This is a genomic window from Flavobacterium sp. Root420, from assembly GCF_001427905.1.
In the GTDB taxonomy this organism is placed as follows: Bacteria; Bacteroidota; Bacteroidia; order Flavobacteriales; family Flavobacteriaceae; genus Flavobacterium.
The window spans coordinates 64,494-84,093 of the sequence record NZ_LMEF01000007.1; the positions used below are offsets into that span (position 1 = coordinate 64,494).

9 protein-coding genes are annotated in these 19,600 nt (G+C 36.9%); all 9 read right to left on the minus strand.

Translation table 11 applies throughout. From position 1 onward, the window contains the following. Positions 1-6: 6 nt before the first annotated feature. Complete coding sequence (locus tag ASC72_RS06240) at positions 7-2,340, minus strand: DUF5703 domain-containing protein (protein ID WP_056188473.1); 2,334 nt, start codon at positions 2,338-2,340, stop codon at positions 7-9. Between the two features lie 175 nt (positions 2,341-2,515). Further along, entirely contained in the window at positions 2,516-3,949 is a 1,434-nt protein-coding gene (locus tag ASC72_RS06245) for a sialate O-acetylesterase (RefSeq protein ID WP_056188476.1), read from the minus strand. 442 nt (positions 3,950-4,391) lie between these two features. Then, on the minus strand, positions 4,392-7,850 hold the full coding sequence (locus tag ASC72_RS06250) for a glycosyl hydrolase (RefSeq protein WP_082564250.1): 3,459 nt from the start codon (positions 7,848-7,850) through the stop codon (positions 4,392-4,394). Between the two features lie 194 nt (positions 7,851-8,044). After that, positions 8,045-11,437: a glycoside hydrolase family 2 TIM barrel-domain containing protein gene (locus ASC72_RS06255; RefSeq protein WP_241775651.1), complete on the minus strand. Its 3,393-nt coding sequence runs from the start codon at positions 11,435-11,437 to the stop codon at positions 8,045-8,047. 39 nt (positions 11,438-11,476) lie between these two features. Then, positions 11,477-12,598, minus strand: coding sequence for a glycosylase (locus ASC72_RS06260; protein ID WP_056188480.1), 1,122 nt, complete (start codon positions 12,596-12,598; stop codon positions 11,477-11,479). A 201-nt stretch (positions 12,599-12,799) separates the two neighbouring features. Further along, positions 12,800-14,476 (minus strand): hypothetical protein, encoded by a 1,677-nt coding sequence (locus tag ASC72_RS06265; protein ID WP_056188483.1) that lies wholly within the window; start codon positions 14,474-14,476, stop codon positions 12,800-12,802. Between the two features lie 178 nt (positions 14,477-14,654). Further along, positions 14,655-16,835 carry a family 78 glycoside hydrolase catalytic domain gene (locus ASC72_RS06270; protein WP_056188486.1) on the minus strand — a complete coding sequence of 727 codons (2,181 nt, stop codon included), beginning with the start codon at positions 16,833-16,835 and terminating at the stop codon, positions 14,655-14,657. 1 nt (position 16,836) lies between these two features. After that, on the minus strand, positions 16,837-18,417 hold the full coding sequence (locus ASC72_RS06275) for a sodium:solute symporter (protein ID WP_056188491.1): 1,581 nt from the start codon (positions 18,415-18,417) through the stop codon (positions 16,837-16,839). Then, complete coding sequence (locus ASC72_RS06280; RefSeq protein ID WP_056188494.1) at positions 18,414-19,478, minus strand: Gfo/Idh/MocA family protein; 1,065 nt, start codon at positions 19,476-19,478, stop codon at positions 18,414-18,416. The genes ASC72_RS06275 and ASC72_RS06280 overlap by 4 nt, the downstream gene beginning before the upstream one ends. Between the last annotated feature and the right edge of the window lie 122 nt (positions 19,479-19,600).

The following is a 19,600-nucleotide window of genomic DNA, read 5'->3' on the forward strand; positions in this document are numbered from 1 at the left end:
AGTTAGTTAGTCTAATTTTTTCTTTTCTTCTATTGAAATCCCTAACAGATTTATAATGTCTTTTTCTCTTTCCTGAGGAATTACTTTAATAATTTTCGTAATTCCGTTTTGAAGCTCGGCTTCTATCATAGTGTTTTGAGAAGCATGTAATTTAAAATGAACATTCCAGTCTTTTGGCCAGGTCGGAAAAAGATATATTTTTCCATTGGCTTCCTGCAGCAGCATTTCCTGCATGCCAATCATGCCGGCACCACCCCAGTTATGATCCGGAACCCAGTCAAAACCAGGACCCCAAAATGCCGAAAATCGTCGCTCGGAATCACTCATTTTTAAGAGATTATATTTTGCAGCTTCTTCGGTTAAACCTAATCTCGCAGCAAAAATATTATCTTGTTTCCAACCAATATGGCTTCTGAATTTAATCGCATCAGCATCGTATTTCCAGGTATTCAAAGCCGTTTCTAAATCTGGTTTTCCTACTCCGTAAATTCCCCACGGATAAACCGGATACAATTGCGGTACTTCAGAATTATTCACTCTTTCCCACGATTTTGCAGGAACTAATACTTTATGATTTTCTATTATTCCAAAATTTAAAGGCGGAATTCGGGTTTGAAAGCCTTTTAAATAATCAACATTTTCTTTCGATAATTGTTCCGAAGAAAGATTTAAAAGCTTTTCTGTAATCACCTGCAAAGCTGCAATGGTACTATTAGAATTATTAGCCATTTTATAGGTTTCGGCACCTGAACCCGGAAATAAAATTAATTTTCCGTTTCCATCCAACGCTTTTCTGCCTCTCTGTTTGGCCAGATATTGATAGTGTTCATCAAAAAATCGAAGACAGCTTATGATGAACGAATTGTATTTCTGAATATCTTCTTTTCCAAATTCCTTTTGCTGCAACATCATTTGACAGAATTCAAAAACAGTATCCCATTCATATTCCAGCCAGGCGTTATATTCCATTCCCGGATCATAATCTGCAGGGCGTTTCCATTCGTATTCTGCCGGATTTGGCAAACCAAAGTTTTCCAATTGTTCTGTGAACGCTGCTCCGTTATGATTCCAATACACCTTGCTTCTTAATTCGGCATTCTTCTGAAGGCTCAGATAATAATCCAATTGTGATTTCATCATATCGAAATCGCCGCTTTTTAGCATCGGAAAATAAACTAATCTTTGATTTTGAGCCGTCATGGTTCCTCCACCCCAATTTCTGAAATCGGGTGTGAAATTTAAATCCGCATTGGTAAAAACCGGATCAACGGTAAATAATCCGCCGTTGAATTTTGTTGGATATTTTCCGTAAGCGTTACATCCCAGCATGTACCGGAACAACTGATAATTTTTTCCTATTTGATAAACTGAATCTTTTTCAGCAACATTATTTTTTTGGGTATAAATAAAACTGCGGTTCCAGAAATTATTCCACCAGGCGATGGTATTTTTCTCCGCTTTTTTGGAGTTGATTTTATAGTCCGAAATTTGATTCTTCAAACCATTTTCCCAAGAAGATTGTTGGGGAGATTGATTGGTATATAAATGAATTTGAAGTTCCTGCTTTTTGGATGGTTTTATACTTGAAAGCGAATAACCTTTAAAATCGGTATCCTGATATTTTCCTAAGTAAGTTCCATCTGATTTTAAATTGGTTCCTGACATGAATCCGCCAAAAATCAAATTCGCCAAAGGATTCATCATCTGATCTTTTACCGATTCCATTTTTTGTTGTTTTACAGCAACATCAAAAACGGTTTGTTCTCTATTTCTATGATAAAATTGGATACCATTATTTCCAACCGAAACCGAATCTTTAAAGGTGAAAATTTCTCCCTGTGGAGCCCATTTATAAGAATTGGCATTATTTGCTTTTCCTTTTGATGGACGATTGAAATGGCGCCAGGTTTCATAAGAAGCCGTCATTCTCAACGCAGTTTTACTTTCTAAATCCAGATGAATTACCGGTTTAAAAACATCAACCCAAAGTTTGATTTTAGTATTATTTTGCGCAATTGAAATATAGCCATCTTTCAGAACCAGTTCCTGATGAAAATCGTCATTATCCTTAAATGGGTTTGGTGTTAAAGTGACTTTTACACGACCTAATTTTAATAAGGTATTATGCTCGTCGAAAGTGCCGCTACGCGAAAAATAAAAATATAAATCGCCTTTTTCGACCCAAACATTCAAACCAATATCGCCGCCGCCTAAAGGCATGGATTCTGATGAATTAGTACTTTGTGTATGCCAAACGGGATTGTAATTTTCAAGCACAGGAGTTTGCGCCTTTATGAAAAGCGTTGTGAAAAGAAAAAATAATATTATTGTATTTTTCACACTTATTTGTTTAGACGTAAATATTCTTAAAAGTAGTGCGCTACTTTATATTTCATTTTTCAAGACAAACCTAACAGGTTTTTAAAACCTGTTAGGTTTAAAAAATCATTAACTAATTAAGTATATAACTTAAATGAATTAGTTAGACCCACTATATTATAAAAGGTTTAATCGACTACCACTCATCTGTTCGAAAAGACGAAACAGGTAAACCTCCTGCACTAAATAATTCTGCTTTTGCAAAGTCTTTAAACAGGTAACGAACCGCAACTGGTTTAGCAACTTTGTCTGAAGTCAAAACCACTGATTTTCTGCGAACTACCGTTTTTGCAGGGTAAAAAACTTTGTCTTCTCCTGCCAATTCAAAACCTGTAACTTCTTTATCATAAGAGGTTATTCCATTCGCAACATCATCAAAAGAAACGATTACCGAGTTCTCTTTTATTTCCATTGATTTGTATTTTGGGCTCTCAAATTCGAAACCTTCAATACCATAAGTTCTCGCCAAAGCCTGATACGCCAAACGACTTCCGCCTTTTTCCTTATCCATTGGATGGATGCTATTTTCTTCTCCAATATCCATTAAAACTGCCATTGCCGAATTCGGAATTTCCTTTGTAGCTTTTAATTGCGCTTCTCTCAAATAAGCCGAATTGTATTTATCCAAGTAATCTTTCGGATGAAATGACGCATAATTAAAAGGTGCAATTTGAGCGTAATAAAAAGGAAAGTCACCTTGTTTCCACAAAGCTCTCCAGCTGCTTACCATTTTTTTCATCAACTCTTTGTACTCAGAAGCTCTCTCGTAATTTGATTCACCCTGATACCAAATACAACCTTTGATTCCGTAACCAATAACCGGCGACAACATTCCGTTAAATAAAGTCGTAGGAACACGATTTGGATCTTTTGCCAATTCTTCTTTTGTGGTTGGAATTTTAGCGCTTGCAAAATCTTTCAGCATTTCCTGATTCATCCAGGCTTCCATGCTTGAACCTCCGTACGAAACATGAATCAATCCCACCGGAACATCTAAAACTTCCTGTAAAAGTGAACCAAAATACCAGGCCGTCGCACTAAAATTTGATGTCGTTTTTGGAGAAGCTACTTCCCATTTTCCTTCAAAATCAGTTAAAGGTTCTAAAACAGTAGCACGCGGAATTGTTATTAACCGAATATTTTTATTGGTTGATCTCACAATAATATCATTACCATTTGTTACAGGTTGTCCCTGAAAACCTTTCAAAGGCATTTCCATATTCGATTGTCCTGAACACAACCAAACTTCACCGATCAAAACATTTTTCACAATTACTTTTTCAGTTCCTTCTGTAACTTCAATGGTGAACGGTCCTCCGGCAACCGGCGTTTGCAATGCTGTTTTCCATTTTCCCTGATTGTCGGCTTTTGCTTTGTAGATTTTAGAATTCCACGACGTTTTTATCGTGATATTCCCGTTTTTCTCTGCCCAGCCCCACATTGGTGCGTTGGCTTTTTGCTGCAGTATCATGTTGTCTGAAAACAATGCCGGCAATTTGATTTTTGCGTTGATTTGAAGGCATGCCAAAAGCGTAATCAGTGCAATAAAAATGTGTTTAAAATCTTTCATTTAATTTTATTCTTTAAATTATCTTAGAGAGATGTCGCTCCTCTGGAGCTAAACTAATCTCAACATTCTTTTTCTATAAACATTTCACTCCTATGGAGCTTAGTCCCATCGGGACGAAATATTTATAGAAAGAAATAATAGCTCCGAAAAAATAGCTCCGTAGGAGCGATATATTCCTACTTAATCTTTTATTCTTTTGAATTGCCTCCAGCTTTAGCTGGGGGAATAAAATTGATCTGGCATTGGCTTTAGCCTAATCTGTGCATTTTGGCTAAAGCCCCCCACTTGCTCTTCATTATTTACATCCCGCTAAAGCAGGACGCTACTCATTTTTTTCCGCCACGAATTCACGAATTTATTCTAAATCTTTATCCACAATCATTCGTGAATTTGTGGCTATTTTATACACAGAATTAATCCTTTTAATCTGTGAAATCTGTGGCTATTTTTTCTTTTTTTCTTTTACAATCGTAACCGGCCCTAACAATCCCGCTTTCAATAATATTCCTTCCTGTAATCTAAACGGCGCTGTTGTCCAGGTTAATCTCTCTTCTTTTGGTAATTTTTCATCACCAATTAATCGGTTTGCCCAAGTATTTGTGATTTTAATTTCAATCGTGTTTTTTCCTTTTTTCAAAGCTTCAGAAATATCTGTTTTGTATGGAAAAGTCCAGATTGTTCCGCAGTTGATTCCGTTTATAGTTACCTCAGCAATATTGGCAATTGTTCCTAAATCAAGCCAGAATTTTTCTTTATTGTTTCCTTTCCAGACGAAATCTTTTTTGTAAACTGCTGTTCCTGAATAATATTTAATCCGATCATTTGCTGAAGTACTCCAATCAAACAATTTGTTTGTTTGTACCACTTCATTTGGTCCGTGAAATTCAGGATCAAATTGTAATTCCCAATTTTCATCTAAAGTTTGAACTGACTCTAACTCAGCATAATTCTGCTTTTTATTCGAAACTGATTCTTTTGTATTTTCTTTAAAGATGATAAAACAAGATTCATTTGCATCTAATACAATTGGAATAATCGTTCTTCCGTTTTCTACTTTCCAATCAGACAAAAAAGTTTTTTTATCTGTTACCGGATTATATAATTCGGGAATTTTTCCGCTTACGCGAAAGGAAGCTTCAAAATTTCTCTTTTCTACTTTCTGATTCGAAAGAAAATAGATTTCTTCTTCATTCGATTTTCTGTGTGTCCAGGCAATTGTTTCTGAATCGGCTCTGTTTAATTTAGGAAAATAAATATCCTGCTGAATTCCGATTGAAGCAAAATCATTTCCTAAATACGGCAATTTAATAAGCATTCCTTTTCCGATTTTCCAGGTTGATGCATTAGAAGTATTAGTCCAAATTTCATCAACAACATTTTGCCATTTTTTATGATCTGCTTCTGATTGCATTCCCGGCTGTAAATTCGGTTTTTCATCAACAAAAATAGTTGCACCCTCTTTTACTAACTGCAGTATTTTTTCGGCTACAGCCAAAGAAATCATTTTATTCGGCGCCATTTTATGACTTCCCGGAAACAATAACGCACCGTATTCAATTCCGGCTCCAAAAGAGATTTTTCCGTTTACAACTTTGGCATTGTTAATTAAAACATCGGCATTAAAGGAATCGTATTGATATCCATTTAAAGGATTTATCCATTGCGACAAATCAGTATTGTTTTTAGAATAGGTAACTTCTTTGGGCATTTTAGTTGTTGGCTGTCCCTCATTTTCCAAACGTATTTTTTCACTTTCCAGTCTTTCCTTTCCAAATACATTCGGAATAAAAGGCACTAAACGATCCGGAACAAAAGAGCGTGACGGAAAATCTTCGCCAATAAAAACCGCTAAATCAATCACCGGTTTTCCTTTTTGCAATTGTAACTGTACTCTTTGGCAATAGTCAAACCATGCTTTTCCAGGTTTCCACCAGGTCTGGTCCCTTTGGAAAAAACTTCCGATATCATCCAAAGTCATTCCCGGTTTTCTATCCGTCCACGGGTTATGTACAAAAACGTGGTAAAACAATCGGTTAATTCCTAAAGCGTAATTACGATCTGCGGTTGTTTTCAAATTCCCCGGATGTTCGTCCCAATCCATTCGTAACGCCGTGAAAGATTCTGCCTGAATAATATCTTTTCCGTAAATATGTCCGCCAGAAATGGCATCCATCATATCAAAAGGTTTATCGTGCGTTGGGCTTTTTAGCCAAAATTCGCCACTCGGATAATCGACATATTTAAAATGTAATAATGCATCGCTGGTTACAACAGGCGCTACATTTTCTGAACTTAATTTTACATTATTTTCTTTGGCGATTTGAGCGACAGTTCCGTAGAAATTATCGGCAACCAATTCGGCAATTGTTTTTCGAACATCGTATAAAACTTTCTCTGAAACAGCGGCACTTTCTATTGGAATTCCAGCCATTACAGGCAAATAATCTACCAAATTATAACCGCGTCTTTTTTGAAATTCAGCCTGAAAAACGGACGACCAGTTTTGGCTTCCGCATTCCCAACTATCAAAATGCAAAATTTCTAAAGTTTTAGCAGCCAGATCAGGTCCAATCGTGCGAATCATTTCGCCAAACCAATGATCGAGTTGAAAACGAATTAACTCCGGATTAAATTTGTCTACTTCTAAACCTTTCCCTGCTCCACCCGTCGCATTTTCATGTCCGGTCGAAGTATGCCCCATTCGGATAATTTTCCATTTTCCTTTTGGCGCTTTCCAATTTAAATTTCCATTTGCATCAATTAAATTTGAGATATTAAGGATTTCCGATTTTTTGAAAGATTCTGTATCCGAAATTTGTTTTGCAGAAGTTTCAGGACTCAAACGCCAAACAGCTCCTGATTTTCCTTCGTAATTATCTATCAACGCCTGATTTGAAAGTGTAATTTTACTGACTTTTAAATTCTGTTTCCATTTCGCAAAATCTAAATCTTCTGCTCCTGGTTCAGTTCCAACAGGATCGTAAACAAATCTGAAATATTTTGCCGTAACTGGTGTAATTGTATGTGTATGCGCATAATCCATATCCTGCCAGCCGTGACGTGGCGCAACCATTCTTTTGTGGAATTTAAAATTAATCCCATCATCGCTTACTTCAACGATTAAGCGCTGCGCCTGAAAATCTCTTCCTTTGGTTTCAATCACAATGGATTTGCAGGTAAAAGGTTTTTCAAATTCATATTGAATCCATCCTTTTTCAGCAAATTTGAAATTCTCATCTTTTTTAGGATCAGTCAAAAAGGAAGCATCCGTGTTATTTGAAGTGGTAACTTTTGGTAATTGAATTTGCGAATTAGTTTGAAATTCTTTTATCGGAATAGCAAAAGTCGCAATGTCTTTATAATACTCTTTGTAATGTTCTGGAACGGGTAATTTTGAAGTAATCGTTTTTCCTCCGGCAATTTCAGTTGTTGACCAAACGATTTTTTGCATTGACATTTCCGGCGTGATCCATGGGCCACCGGCAACGGCAAAACCATCAGCCCCGTGAAAAGCCATTTTTAATCCTAATCGGTTTGCTTCTTTAAATGCCCAATGAATCATATCCCAAAATTCAGGTGTCAATTGCAAAACGGGCGGATCAATTAATGGCGGATTTGCCGGACCTTTGATTGTCATTAAATAGGCACCTGCGATTCCGGCTTGTTTCATGGCTTCTAAATCGGCTGTGATCCCTGCTTTAGAATAGGCTGATTTCATCCAATACCAATACACCCAAGGTTTTGAGGATTTGATGGTGGGCTGGAATTCCGTTGTTTCTTTTTTATGAAGTTCCTGTGCGGAAACGAATCCTGCAAAGAGTAACAAAAAGACAGTCGAAAGTCCGAAAGTCGAAAGTCGAAAGTCCCTTTTAAAAAGAAGAAATTGTTTTTTTTGAAACATTATTACTGTTTTTGTTCGGTTGTTTTGTCATTCTGACGGAGGAGGAATCCCCGCAAGTAACTCCTCAACGAAAATCCAATCTTTGTCGAGCTTCTCGCGGGGATTCCTCCTCCGTCGGAATGACAAACTATAACTTTAATCTTTAAACGAAAATACCTAACAGGTTTTGGAAACCTGTTAGGATACATCATAAATTAATATTTAAACTTCTTCAAGCTTTCCTCCAATCCATTTTTCGTGGTAGAAAAAGGAACCAAATAAAAACTGTATTGATAATCTCCTGACTTAATTTGATATTTTTCTAAAGGCTGTGCAACTGCTGTCCAGCTGTCATTTCCTCCCACTCCCATCTGAATCAAATCGATATTTATGGTTAAAAATCCCGGATCTTTTAAGTCGAAAGTATGTTTGGCGGCGCTTAAATTTTCTTGTGTATAAGGCCACGCACTCATGCTTAAAACTTTTGCATCATCAACAACCAATAAACCTTTATTTTTTTGAGGCGTTGTAAAAGCCATCCATCTTACTTCGGTTCTGTTAGCATTTTCCTGAGGTTTTACGTAATGCTCCAGAAAATCATTAATTGGCAATGAATATTTCCCTACAAATGATCCAAAACTTCTGTCGATATAGTTTTCTAATTCGCCTTTTCCGTACCACGAAATCTGATCAAATTTTCTTTGAACTCCCATTTGCATTCCGATTTTTGGAATGTTTGGTAATTTGTTTGTGGCTTTCAAACTGTAATCCACTTTTATAATTCCGTTTTCATTGATTTTATAAACGACTTGTACTTGCGCACTGTCTTTGATAACTTCGTAATCACTGGTGATTATTGTTCCATCAATTGCTATTCCCCTTTTTGTACTCAACAATTTTGGTTTTGCCTGATACCATGGCTTTAAGACTTTATGGGATTTCCATCCACGTTTATCATTATCCGTTAGAGGTCGGACGAAGTTAGGCAACAACGGAGCAAAAACCTGTTCTTCTCCATTAAAAATGTAAGAGCTCAACGCGCCATTTTCGAGACTAATTTTGATCTCAAAAGTTTTTCCTTTTATTATAAAATCTGAATCCGTTTCTATTGATTTATAATCTGATTTATCTTCTTTTTTAAATTCTACTATAGCTTCTGATTTTTTCAACAGAAATTGATCTTCCGCGACAGCGTAACCTTTAGAAGCCCACAACTCATCCTTTGAAAGTTGGAATTCAATATTCAGAAAATATTCGGCATCCTTTTTCAATTTTGGAAAATACTGTTTTACATCTAAAACGGTAGATTGCCCGGCTTCTAAATTGAAAGGTTTTAAAATTTGAGTTTTAATAACATTTCCGTTTTCTAAAATTTTCAAAACCGGAGTATAGTCTGCGAGAGATTTTACCGCCTGACGATTTTTAATTTCTAATTGGAAGTTGTCTTTTAAAGTACTTGTCGCTGGCTGATAAATCCATTTGTTTTCATAAATCGAACCTTTTGGTTTTCCGTTAGAATCAACAATTCCTTTTGTATTGAAATTTCCATCGTGGTATTTTTCACCAAAATCTCCACCGTGAGCAAAAAATTCCTGACCCGTTGCAGGATCTTTTTTCACTAATCCCTGATCCTTAAATTCCCAGATACAACCTCCGATAACTCTTGGAAGTGAACGGAATTCATCCCACAATTCTTTTAAATTCCCAACGGAATTCCCCATGGCATGAGAATATTCCACGAAAATAATTGGCCGTGTATCTTTCTTTTGATCCACCAAAAATTTTGGTGTAAAAACGCCCGGATAAAAACGGCTGACCATATCAACATACGGTTCGTCCTGCGGATTTTCAAATCGATACGCGTGATCAATTGTTTTAGGATATCTCGGATCAAGCGGATCGATATAACCTTCTAATCTCGGATTTCCCTGCGCCGGTTCGTAATGTACGGGACGTGTAATATCAAAATCATGAACCCAACCCGACATTGCCGCATGATTTGGTCCTTTTCCTCCTTCGTTACCTAAACTCCAGAAAACTACTGATGGATGATTTTTATCTCTTTCCACCATTCGGGTCATACGCTCTAAATAGGCATTGGTCCATTTTGGATCATTGGCTAATTTTCCACCAATACCATGTGTTTCCTGATTCGCTTCATCCATCACCATGATTCCGTATTGATCGCATAATTCATAGAAATAAGGATCATTAGGATAATGACTGGTTCGGATCAAATTGAAATTGAATTTTTTAATGGTTGTAATATCTTGTTTGATATCTTCTCGATTTACGGCTTTCCCTTTTGTCGGATGCTGATCGTGACGGTTCACGCCATACACATAAGTTTCTTTCCCATTGATGAGCATTTTTCCATTCTCCTTGGAGAATTCAATAGAACGGAAACCAACCTTACAGCTTTTTGCTTCTGTAATATTTCCGTTGGCATCTTTTATAGACATTACCAAAGTGTACAAGTTTGGTTCTTCTGAACTCCATTTTTTTGGATTGGTGATGTTTTCCTTGAACATGCCAAAACGCACATTATCCAGACGAGGATAACTTTCGTTGATCATGTCGATCACCGGTTTTTGAAGCGGTTCTTTGAATAAAGCCACATTATTGGCATCGTATAATTGTGCCTGAAAAATATAATCTTTGATTTTTTCACCTGTTAAATTCTCCACTTTTGGTCTTAGCTGAAAAGAAGCGTCTTTGTATTCTTTATCTAATTTTGTTTGATAAAAGAAATCCTGAATACGCAATTTTGGCTCGGCCATAATAAAAACTTCACGCTGGATTCCGCTAACGCGCCAGTGATCCTGATCTTCCAGATACGAACCATCTGTCCAGCGAATTACCTGTACCGAAACTACATTTTCTCCCTCTTTCAAATAAGGCGTAATATCAAATTCTGATGGCAGACAACTATCCTCACCATACCCTAAAAATTCGCCATTCAGCCAAACCTGAAAACCAGAACTTACTCCTCCAAAATGCAAAGTAACTGTCATTCCTTTCCAGTTTTCCGGAACGGTAAAAGTGCGTTGATAAGAACCAACACCATTATAATCTTTAGGAATAAAAGGTGGGTTTATAGGTCTGAACGGATAAACCGCACTTTTGTAAATTGGAATATCGTAGCCTTTCAATTCCCAGTTGGATGGCACTTCGATTTTATCCCACCCGGCAACTCTTCCTTTATAAAAATCTTTAGATGCTTCTTTTAAGTTTGATGCATATTTAAAATCCCAATCGCCGGTTAACATTTTCATTCGGCTTTTTGTTCGGTCTCCTTTTAGGGCATCTTCAATATTGGTGTATGAATAAGCCGTTGCTCTTGAGGGTTGTCTGTTGATGCTTGTTACCGTCGGATCTTCCCATGGAGCAAATTCGTATTTTTTAGGTATTTCTGGAATTCCCGCAGGTTCGCCGGTAACGGATTGGGCCTGAATGTTACATGTTACAAGTAAGATTACAGTCAAAAAGCCGAAAGTCGAAAGTCGAAAGCTAAAAAAATGACGATTATAAATTGACTTTAACATTAAAAATGCTTTTAAATTATTTCTTAAATTCCATTGAATCTGATTCAAACCAAATTTTTTCATTATACTAACTTTTGACTTTATGACTTTCGACTTTATGACTTATTTCTTCTTCTCTGGCGGTGCCACAAAATTCATTTCGCTTTTTCCTAAATCCTTAGAAGTTGCAATGGCAATTCCTCTTTGTTCTGCTTTATTTACCGCACAATAAAAGTGATACACTACTCCATCGTGTTTTACTACGAATGATTTGTGTGCAAACATATCGTCATAAGGTTCAGATGATTTGATTAAATCTTCGCCTTTCCAGTCGATCCAGTTTACTAAATCATTCGAAACTGCAAAACGGTTAAATGCACCTTGATTCCAGCCCGTCCAAAAAGCTCCAAAATAGAACATCACCCAAGTATCATTAATACGCTGAATATAGGCATCTCCAGAGATTCCTTTATGATGATTGATTAAAGGTTTATTGCCATAACGCTTCCATTGTTTCATATCATTCGATACTGCCATAGCAATACGCTCTGCGCCTTTAGCAGGATTTAAACTATCACCACGGGCATTGTAATACATGATAAAATTGTATCCTGTCAATTTATCCTTATCGCGAATAACACTATTTTTATACATCGTACTATTATCCCACCATCTGGCGTCTTTGTCTTTTGGAGTTAAAACTGGTTTTTCCAAACGTTCAAATTCGTGTGGTTTTGTAGGTGCTTCTTTTGTATACGCCATTCCGATTGACAAAACTCCCGCTTCGTACCCTTTACTGTCTCCACCAAAATAACTCATCCAATATTTGTCATCGTATTTTTCCCATTTATAGCTTCCGCCCCAGGTTGGATCCTGCAATGAAATATATCCTGCTTTTTGGTTGACATCCCACTGTTGTTCGTTTTCGGAGAATGACATTACTTTTCCTAAATGTTTCCAATGCAATAAATCATCACTTTCAGCCAGCCAGGTTTCATAACCTCTTCCACCATAAATCAAATAGGTCATGAACCATTTTCCGTCTTTTCTAAACACACTCGGACAATCCATTTTATAAGAGTTGTCTGTTGGCACCATCACCAAACCGTATTTATAGGGCGTTTTGATTTCGTTGTATATCTCCTGCATTACAGTTTCGTTGATTTCTCTCTTCTTATATTTTTGAGTAGCGCAGCTATTGATGAAAAATGCTGTAATGACAATGATTAAATATTTAATTTTCATTCTTTATGTATTATAGTACGTTTTTTGAACGCGGATGACACGGATTTACTTCGTAAAGACGCGGATAAAAACGGATTTTTTTTTCTTCGGCATCTTTGTCAAAGTTTTGAACTTTGACAAAGATTACACGCATTAAACAATTAAGAAATCAGCGAAAATCCGCGTCTTTACGAAGTAAATCCGCGTCATCTGCGTTCTTCCTTATTTCAGTTCTAATAATCGAGATTCCATTACGTCTTTGTTCAGTTTTACTTTTACCATTCCTGTCGGGTGAAATCTTCTTTTCAGATCGATGGCGTTGTATACGATTGTATAAACGTCGTTTCCTTCAGGGATTAGACAAAGCGGTGTTCTCATGATATCCCACCATTTATTGACTTTTGTTTCTATGGGAAGGTATCTTGCTTCTGACCAGTTTTTTCCGTCTTTTGATAAGGAATACGCCATCATATTGGGTAAATGATGTCCCCAACCGTCTGGGCCTCCATCAAAAACGGCGATATATAAACCGTTTGGCAACTGACTCACAATTGGATTTTCTACAAAAAAAGGATGCATCGATTTGATCGGATTACTTCCGTCTTTTATTCTTGACCACGGGCCTTCTAAACTTTTAGATTCGGCCAAAGCCACAAACCAGCCTTTTGAGGTTTTCTTCGGATAATCTGCCCATGAATTAAATGGGTAAGCTCCGCTATAAAAACCAAAATAGTTGTCGCCAACTTTATACGGAAAAAATGAAGCCACACCCTGACGTCCTTCCCATGGCTCCGAGTCTAAGCCCGGTTCCATAATGATTCCCATATCTTTATATGGACCGCCAATTCCGTCAATTCCATCTACTGTTGATTCGCAACGCCAGATTCTTCCGAAAGAATGATTCGGTTCTATTGTTTTACTAACTGTATACGCTAAATAATAGCCGTACCATTTGTTTGCCTTTTCGTTAAAAACCGGCATATACGACCAAATTGCGGCACGGCGATCATTCATTGGGTTGTCGTCTTCAGTTATAGCGTAAGTTCCGCTTGCCTGAAATATTGTCGATTCTCTTTTCCAGTGAATGGCGTCTTTACTGGTCCAGTGACCGATTCGGGTTTTTACGCGATCGTAATAATAATCTACTCCTTTTTCTCCGGCTCTTTCTGTTGGAAACATGTGATACGTATCGCCAACTTTTACAACGCGACCTCCTTCAAAACCGCCTTGAATTCCTTCCGTTCCTGGCATTCCTTCATCTATAACAGCTTTATTTTCTCCTCCAATAATTTCGAAAAGTGGCTTTTCATCTGAAAATCCTTCAACGATAAAAGTGGGGTTCCAAAGTTTTCCGTCTGGCAATTCTGCATTTCTAAAAGTTAATTGCTGATTAGCTTTTACAACTCCTAAAACGGTAAATAAACCCTTGTATTTAAGGAAATAAGTTCCTTTTGGAAAAGACACTGAGTACACGTTTACTGGTGGCAATCCAGTTATGGTTACTCCATTTTCCAGAACCAATTTAATATTAGGATCATTATTTAATTGAAAATATTCGTCATTATCTTTTTCCTGAAAGATTCCAATAAGGATTTTTACAGACTCTTTAAATTTTAATTTTAAAGGTGCATTTATTCTAATTTTATGATTTTCAAAAGGAAGTTCAAGTCCTGTTAATCCTTCCAGTTCAGGAGCAAGTCTGATTATATTATGTTTACTTCCAGAAAAAACATGAGCATATTGGGTTGTTTTGAAGGTTTTGTATTCCGAATTTAATACTTCAAAAGAGGCTGCTTTCCATGTTGAATTTTGAGCTTTTACTGAAAATTGAAAAGCAGAAAACAACAGTAGAAAAACTGTTTTTACTTTGAAATTGTATTTTGTATTTTTTGAAAACATTGTTTTTTATATTTAAAACTTAAGTTCAATGAAATTACACTCAATCTTGTCATTTCGAGGAACGAGAAATCACATAACGTAACCACACAGTGCGTCGCTCTCTGGATGTGATTTCTCGTTCCTCGAAATGACAAACTGGACGTTACAAACTAAGAACTAAGGACTAATCACTAAGAACTTAAATCGCCTTATAACTCACTTTATACTCAACATTCGGCTTCACAATTAATTGATATTTATTTTTAGCCAAAGTCGTAATCGTTCCTGAATTCGTTTTCGGTTTGCCTGAACTTTCGAAAATCAATTTTCCTTCGCCTTCCCCTGCTTTTACTTTGATTTCTTTGGTGCTGCAGTATAATTCTACTTCACCATTTGGTGTTGGCACTTTTCCTTCCATCCATTGTAAACCGCCTAAATTGGGTTTGATTTCATATTCTGCATAACCCGGAGCAGTTGGTTTTACACCCAAATAATATTTCCCTAATAGATAAATCGGACTAGAACCCCACGCATGGCAAAGACTTTTTCCATAAGGGCGTCCATACATCGCTAGATGTTCTGTTCCTTTTTTGATTGGATTGTATTCTTCCCAAAAAGAAGTTGCGCCTTCTTTTAACATTCCGCCCCAATACTCTTTCATTTCCTTCAACACATAATCCTGTTCGCCCATTGCACACAAGGCTTCCAACTCGTAGAAACGCATGTAGGGTGTTGTGATTTTAAGAACATTATCATTCAGCAACACCTTCTTTTTTATGCTCTGTTTTTGTTCTTCATTAAAATAATTGAAAAAAATACCGAACATATTAGCGTATCTGGTTACGATATCCTGCATTTTACCGTCTATACGCTGGTGCTTCATCACGTTTTCTTTTTTATCCCAAAAGACATCAAATAATTTTGTTTTTAAATCATCAGCTAATGTTTCATATTGTTTTTGGTCATCCTTTTCACCTGCAATTTTAGCACTAACTGCCATGGCTTCTAAACTTCTGGCTAAAAGCATTTGCTCAAAACTGACCTCTCCGGTTTTTGGTAATCCGTCTGCCCAATCAATAAAAACCCAATCGCCTTCTAATGGTTCCAGGAATCCGTTTGTGTTTCTTCTTTTTAAGCAGAATTCCATCAGTGATTTCATTCGTGGATAAAAAGCTTTGATAAATTTCGTATCGCCTGTGTGTAAATAATAATCGTAAACACCTACAAACCAATACAGTGAATAATCCATTATGATATTAATATGAGCCGTCACAGGTTCTTTACCACGAAGTGCCAACAGCGTTCTTTCTACCGAAGCCGAATCAAAGAATAAATAATAATTCATTAAATAACTTTGATAAGCATCACCAGACCAAACCCAACGATCGCGTTTAATCCCGTCTATAAAAAATTCGCGAGTTGTTAGATGCATCGTGTAAGCTGACACATCCCAAATTTGATTCAATTGTTCATCCGAAGATTTGAATGCTCCGCGATAATCTAATGGCAAATATTCATAAAGCATCGATATAGAATCATATTTTACCGTTGCATCTGCTTGTACCTGAACATATCGGAATGCTTTCGATCCATCATGTGTGTAAGTTTCAGGCTGGTTTCCATCAAAAGATAAATGGTCTAGTGTTTCACATTTGGCAGAATCCAGCGCTTCCTCACGAGATTCGCCATAATAAAGTGCTACTTTACCTTTTCCTTTTAAACCGTGAATTTTAATATAACCAAAAGTTTCTTTACCAAAATCTACCAACTCACCAGCTCCTGTTTTTTCTGTTTTTTTTGCGTTCAAAGGTTTGGTTGTTAGTTTAAATCCGGAAGGCTTATTCTCTGGTGAATAAAAATTCCAGGAACCAACAGGTACCCATGGTGTGCCTGACTGTTGTGCTTTTCCAGCTTCGTCAATCCAAAGCTTATCTTCATTGGTCACCTTCCACGATGGATCTGATTTAACATACTTACCGGCAATATAAATGGCTGGCAACACTTCCTGATTGTATACTTTAAAGGAAATTTTATGTTTCCCGGCAGGAATTTTTATTGATTTTGGTTGCCCGTAAACCTGAACACCATCTAAAAGTAACTGAAAAGAGCCTTCCGAGTAGATTTTTACCTCGTCTGGTTGTGGAATATCTACTTCTGTTTGAAAAGTTACCAGGGCATAAGGACTGTAATATTGCCAAAGCGGTGGAAATACTGCTTCGCGTTCTGTACGTCTTACCTGCATTTTATTGCTTAACCAAACTTCGAAATCTCCGGGATACCAGATCCAGGTTTGCGCCGAAGCAGCTTCCGATAAAAAGAATAACGCACCAAGACAAACAACAGTTTTTAAACTTTGGTGTAAAGAAGATAATCTTTTCATATTAATTAAAATTAAAAATGAGGTATAAACTCAAAATGACGATTCCTAAGATAGCAAATAATAATTTGACCTTTTTACTGGTTTTCGGAACATCAGTTTCACTCACAAAATTAGTTTCCGGACTTTTATCTAACAACGAAATAACAATTGCCGATACTAATAAAGTCGCAAAAATGTAAAATGAGATCAATAAAAAGTGAGGCCAAACTGGATATTTATCTGCAGGGAAAATCCATAAATATAAAACCCCAACAAATAAACTAAAGGCTGAACCCCAGGATAATGTTGCGTTTACTGCTTTCTTTGTGGTACGTTTCCAAAAAATACTTAACAGAAAAACAACAGATAATGAAGGCGCCAAAAATCCTAAAACGGCCTGAAAAATATTAAATAAATTTTGTCCTTTTATATTGTCAATCGCAACAGCAATCAAAATGGCGAATAAACATCCGCCTGCAATTGTGATACGGCCAATTTTAATTTGTTCTTTGATACTCGCTGTCGGATTGATTTTCTTCACATAAATATCATTAGTAAAAACGGTACTTAAGGCGTTTAAGGATGAACCAATTGTCCCCACCAAAACCGCAATCATAACACAAATCACCAAACCGTTCATTCCACTTGGGAATAAATTAGTCACCATGGTCATATATGCGAGATCAGAATTAGTGCCTAATTCCGGATATAAAACGTAACACAGAATTCCAGGTAAAATAAATAAAGGCAATGCCATCACTTTTAACCAGCCAATGAAATTAACTCCCAATTGTCCGTGCTCTAAATTCTTCGCTCCCAAAACACTCTGTACCATTGATTGATCAGTACAGAAAAAAGCAACCGCCGCAACCGGGTATCCCAACAAAATAGCAGGCCACGGATAATGTGCGTCGCTTGCAGGCTGCACTAAATTCCAAAAGTTAGAAGGTGTTTTGGCAATTAAGGCGCTGATACCTCCCACTTTTTGCAATCCTAAATAGGATAATGTCAATGAAACAACGATCAATAAAATCATCTGGAAAACATTCACTTTTGCAATGGCTTTCAAACCTCCTGCGAAAGTAAAAATTCCGGAAAAAATGACTAAAACAGTAACACTTTGCCACATCGGAATTCCGAGAATCTGGCGTACCAAAATTCCTCCGCTAAATAATCCTAACGATAACCAACTTACCAAAATTTTCACCAAAGCATACCAGGCCAAAATATTTTGTGTGCTGTCGCCATAACGTTTTCCCATATATTCCGGCATGGTGCTGACTTTGCTCGCAATATAACGCGGCGCAAAAACCATAGCCAAAAGCAGTAAGAAAACAAAGGCGTACCACTCAAAATTTCCGGCTACAATTCCGGTTGCGTAACCAATACTTGCAAACGCCAATAATGAGGATGGACCAACATTGGTTCCCCACATATTAAACCCAATGCTGTACCATTTTAGCGAATTCCCAGCCAGAAAAAGTGTTTCGTTTTTCTTGCTTTGCTTGACACTTACTACGTAACCAATAATTAATAAGGCCACTAAATAAACGGCGACAATAATAAAATCAAAGGTGGTTAACTTATCGTAGATACTGTTCATAGCTTATATTCTTTTAAAACATCAGCTATTTTAACTGGCATTCCGGTTTGTAAAGATTTGTCCATCGCCTGTAATAAAGCCACAGTTCCGATACCTTCTTTCATATCCGGATAGGCTGTGAAATTTTGTTCAATACTGTCTACAAAATATTCCAGATAATTTTGATATTCTCCTGCATGGTGGCTTTGACCTTCAAAACGGAAATAATGTTTTAAGGTTGCATCGCCCCAGGTTATTACTTTTTCTTCTCCATCTTTTGTCGTTACGGCATAACGCAATTCATGATAATCAGCCTGGCTTGCGCCTTCAGTCGCTCTTAGAATTGTGCTCATTCCGCTGTCTCTTTGAGCTGGTTGTGTTGGAGAGGTATAAACCCCGCTAACTCTGGCGATTCTTCCGTCGGTTGCCTTGAAGATGAAATGCATTGTGTCCTCATTTTTTAGTCCAGCGACACTTCCGTTACTGCTGATCATGCCATAACCCATCACTTCTTCAATGTTTGGCAAATACCATCTGATGAAATCTACAGGGTGACTTAAACCTCCGTAAAGCCATTTAAACGATTGTAACAACGACCATTCTTTTTCTAAAAACCATCTGTGATCAGCGTGATAATGCGCTTCGATTGTAATTAAATCGCCAATTAATCCTGCTTCAAAATCATTTCTTTGTCTTTTTGCAGGTTCAAAAAATCTTGAACTTTGACCGATGAAAACTTTCTTTCCCGTTTTTTCGCTCAGGGCTAATAACGCTGCTGCATCAGCCAAATTATCGATAAAAGGTTTGGTACACACTACATGTTTTCCATGAAGTAAAGCTTGTTTCACATGATCAGCATGAAGATGATCCGGTGTATAAATAGCAATAATATCAATTTCGGAATCATTTAATAAATCATCGTAATTGGTGGTATATGAATGAAAATCAAATTCCTTTGCTCTTTGTTTACACAAATCTTCATTTCTGTCACATACTTTTACGAGCTCCAATTTCGCGCTTTTTAAAGCTGCCGACATGGTACTGCGACCTTCTCCAAGTCCTAAAATGGCAATTTTTAACATCTCTATTTAGAATTTTGATAGTTATCCTAACAGGTTTCCAAAACCTGTTAGGTATTATTCTTTTGCCACAGATTAAACGATTTTATAGATTTTTTTTATCTGTGTTAATCCTTTAATCTGTG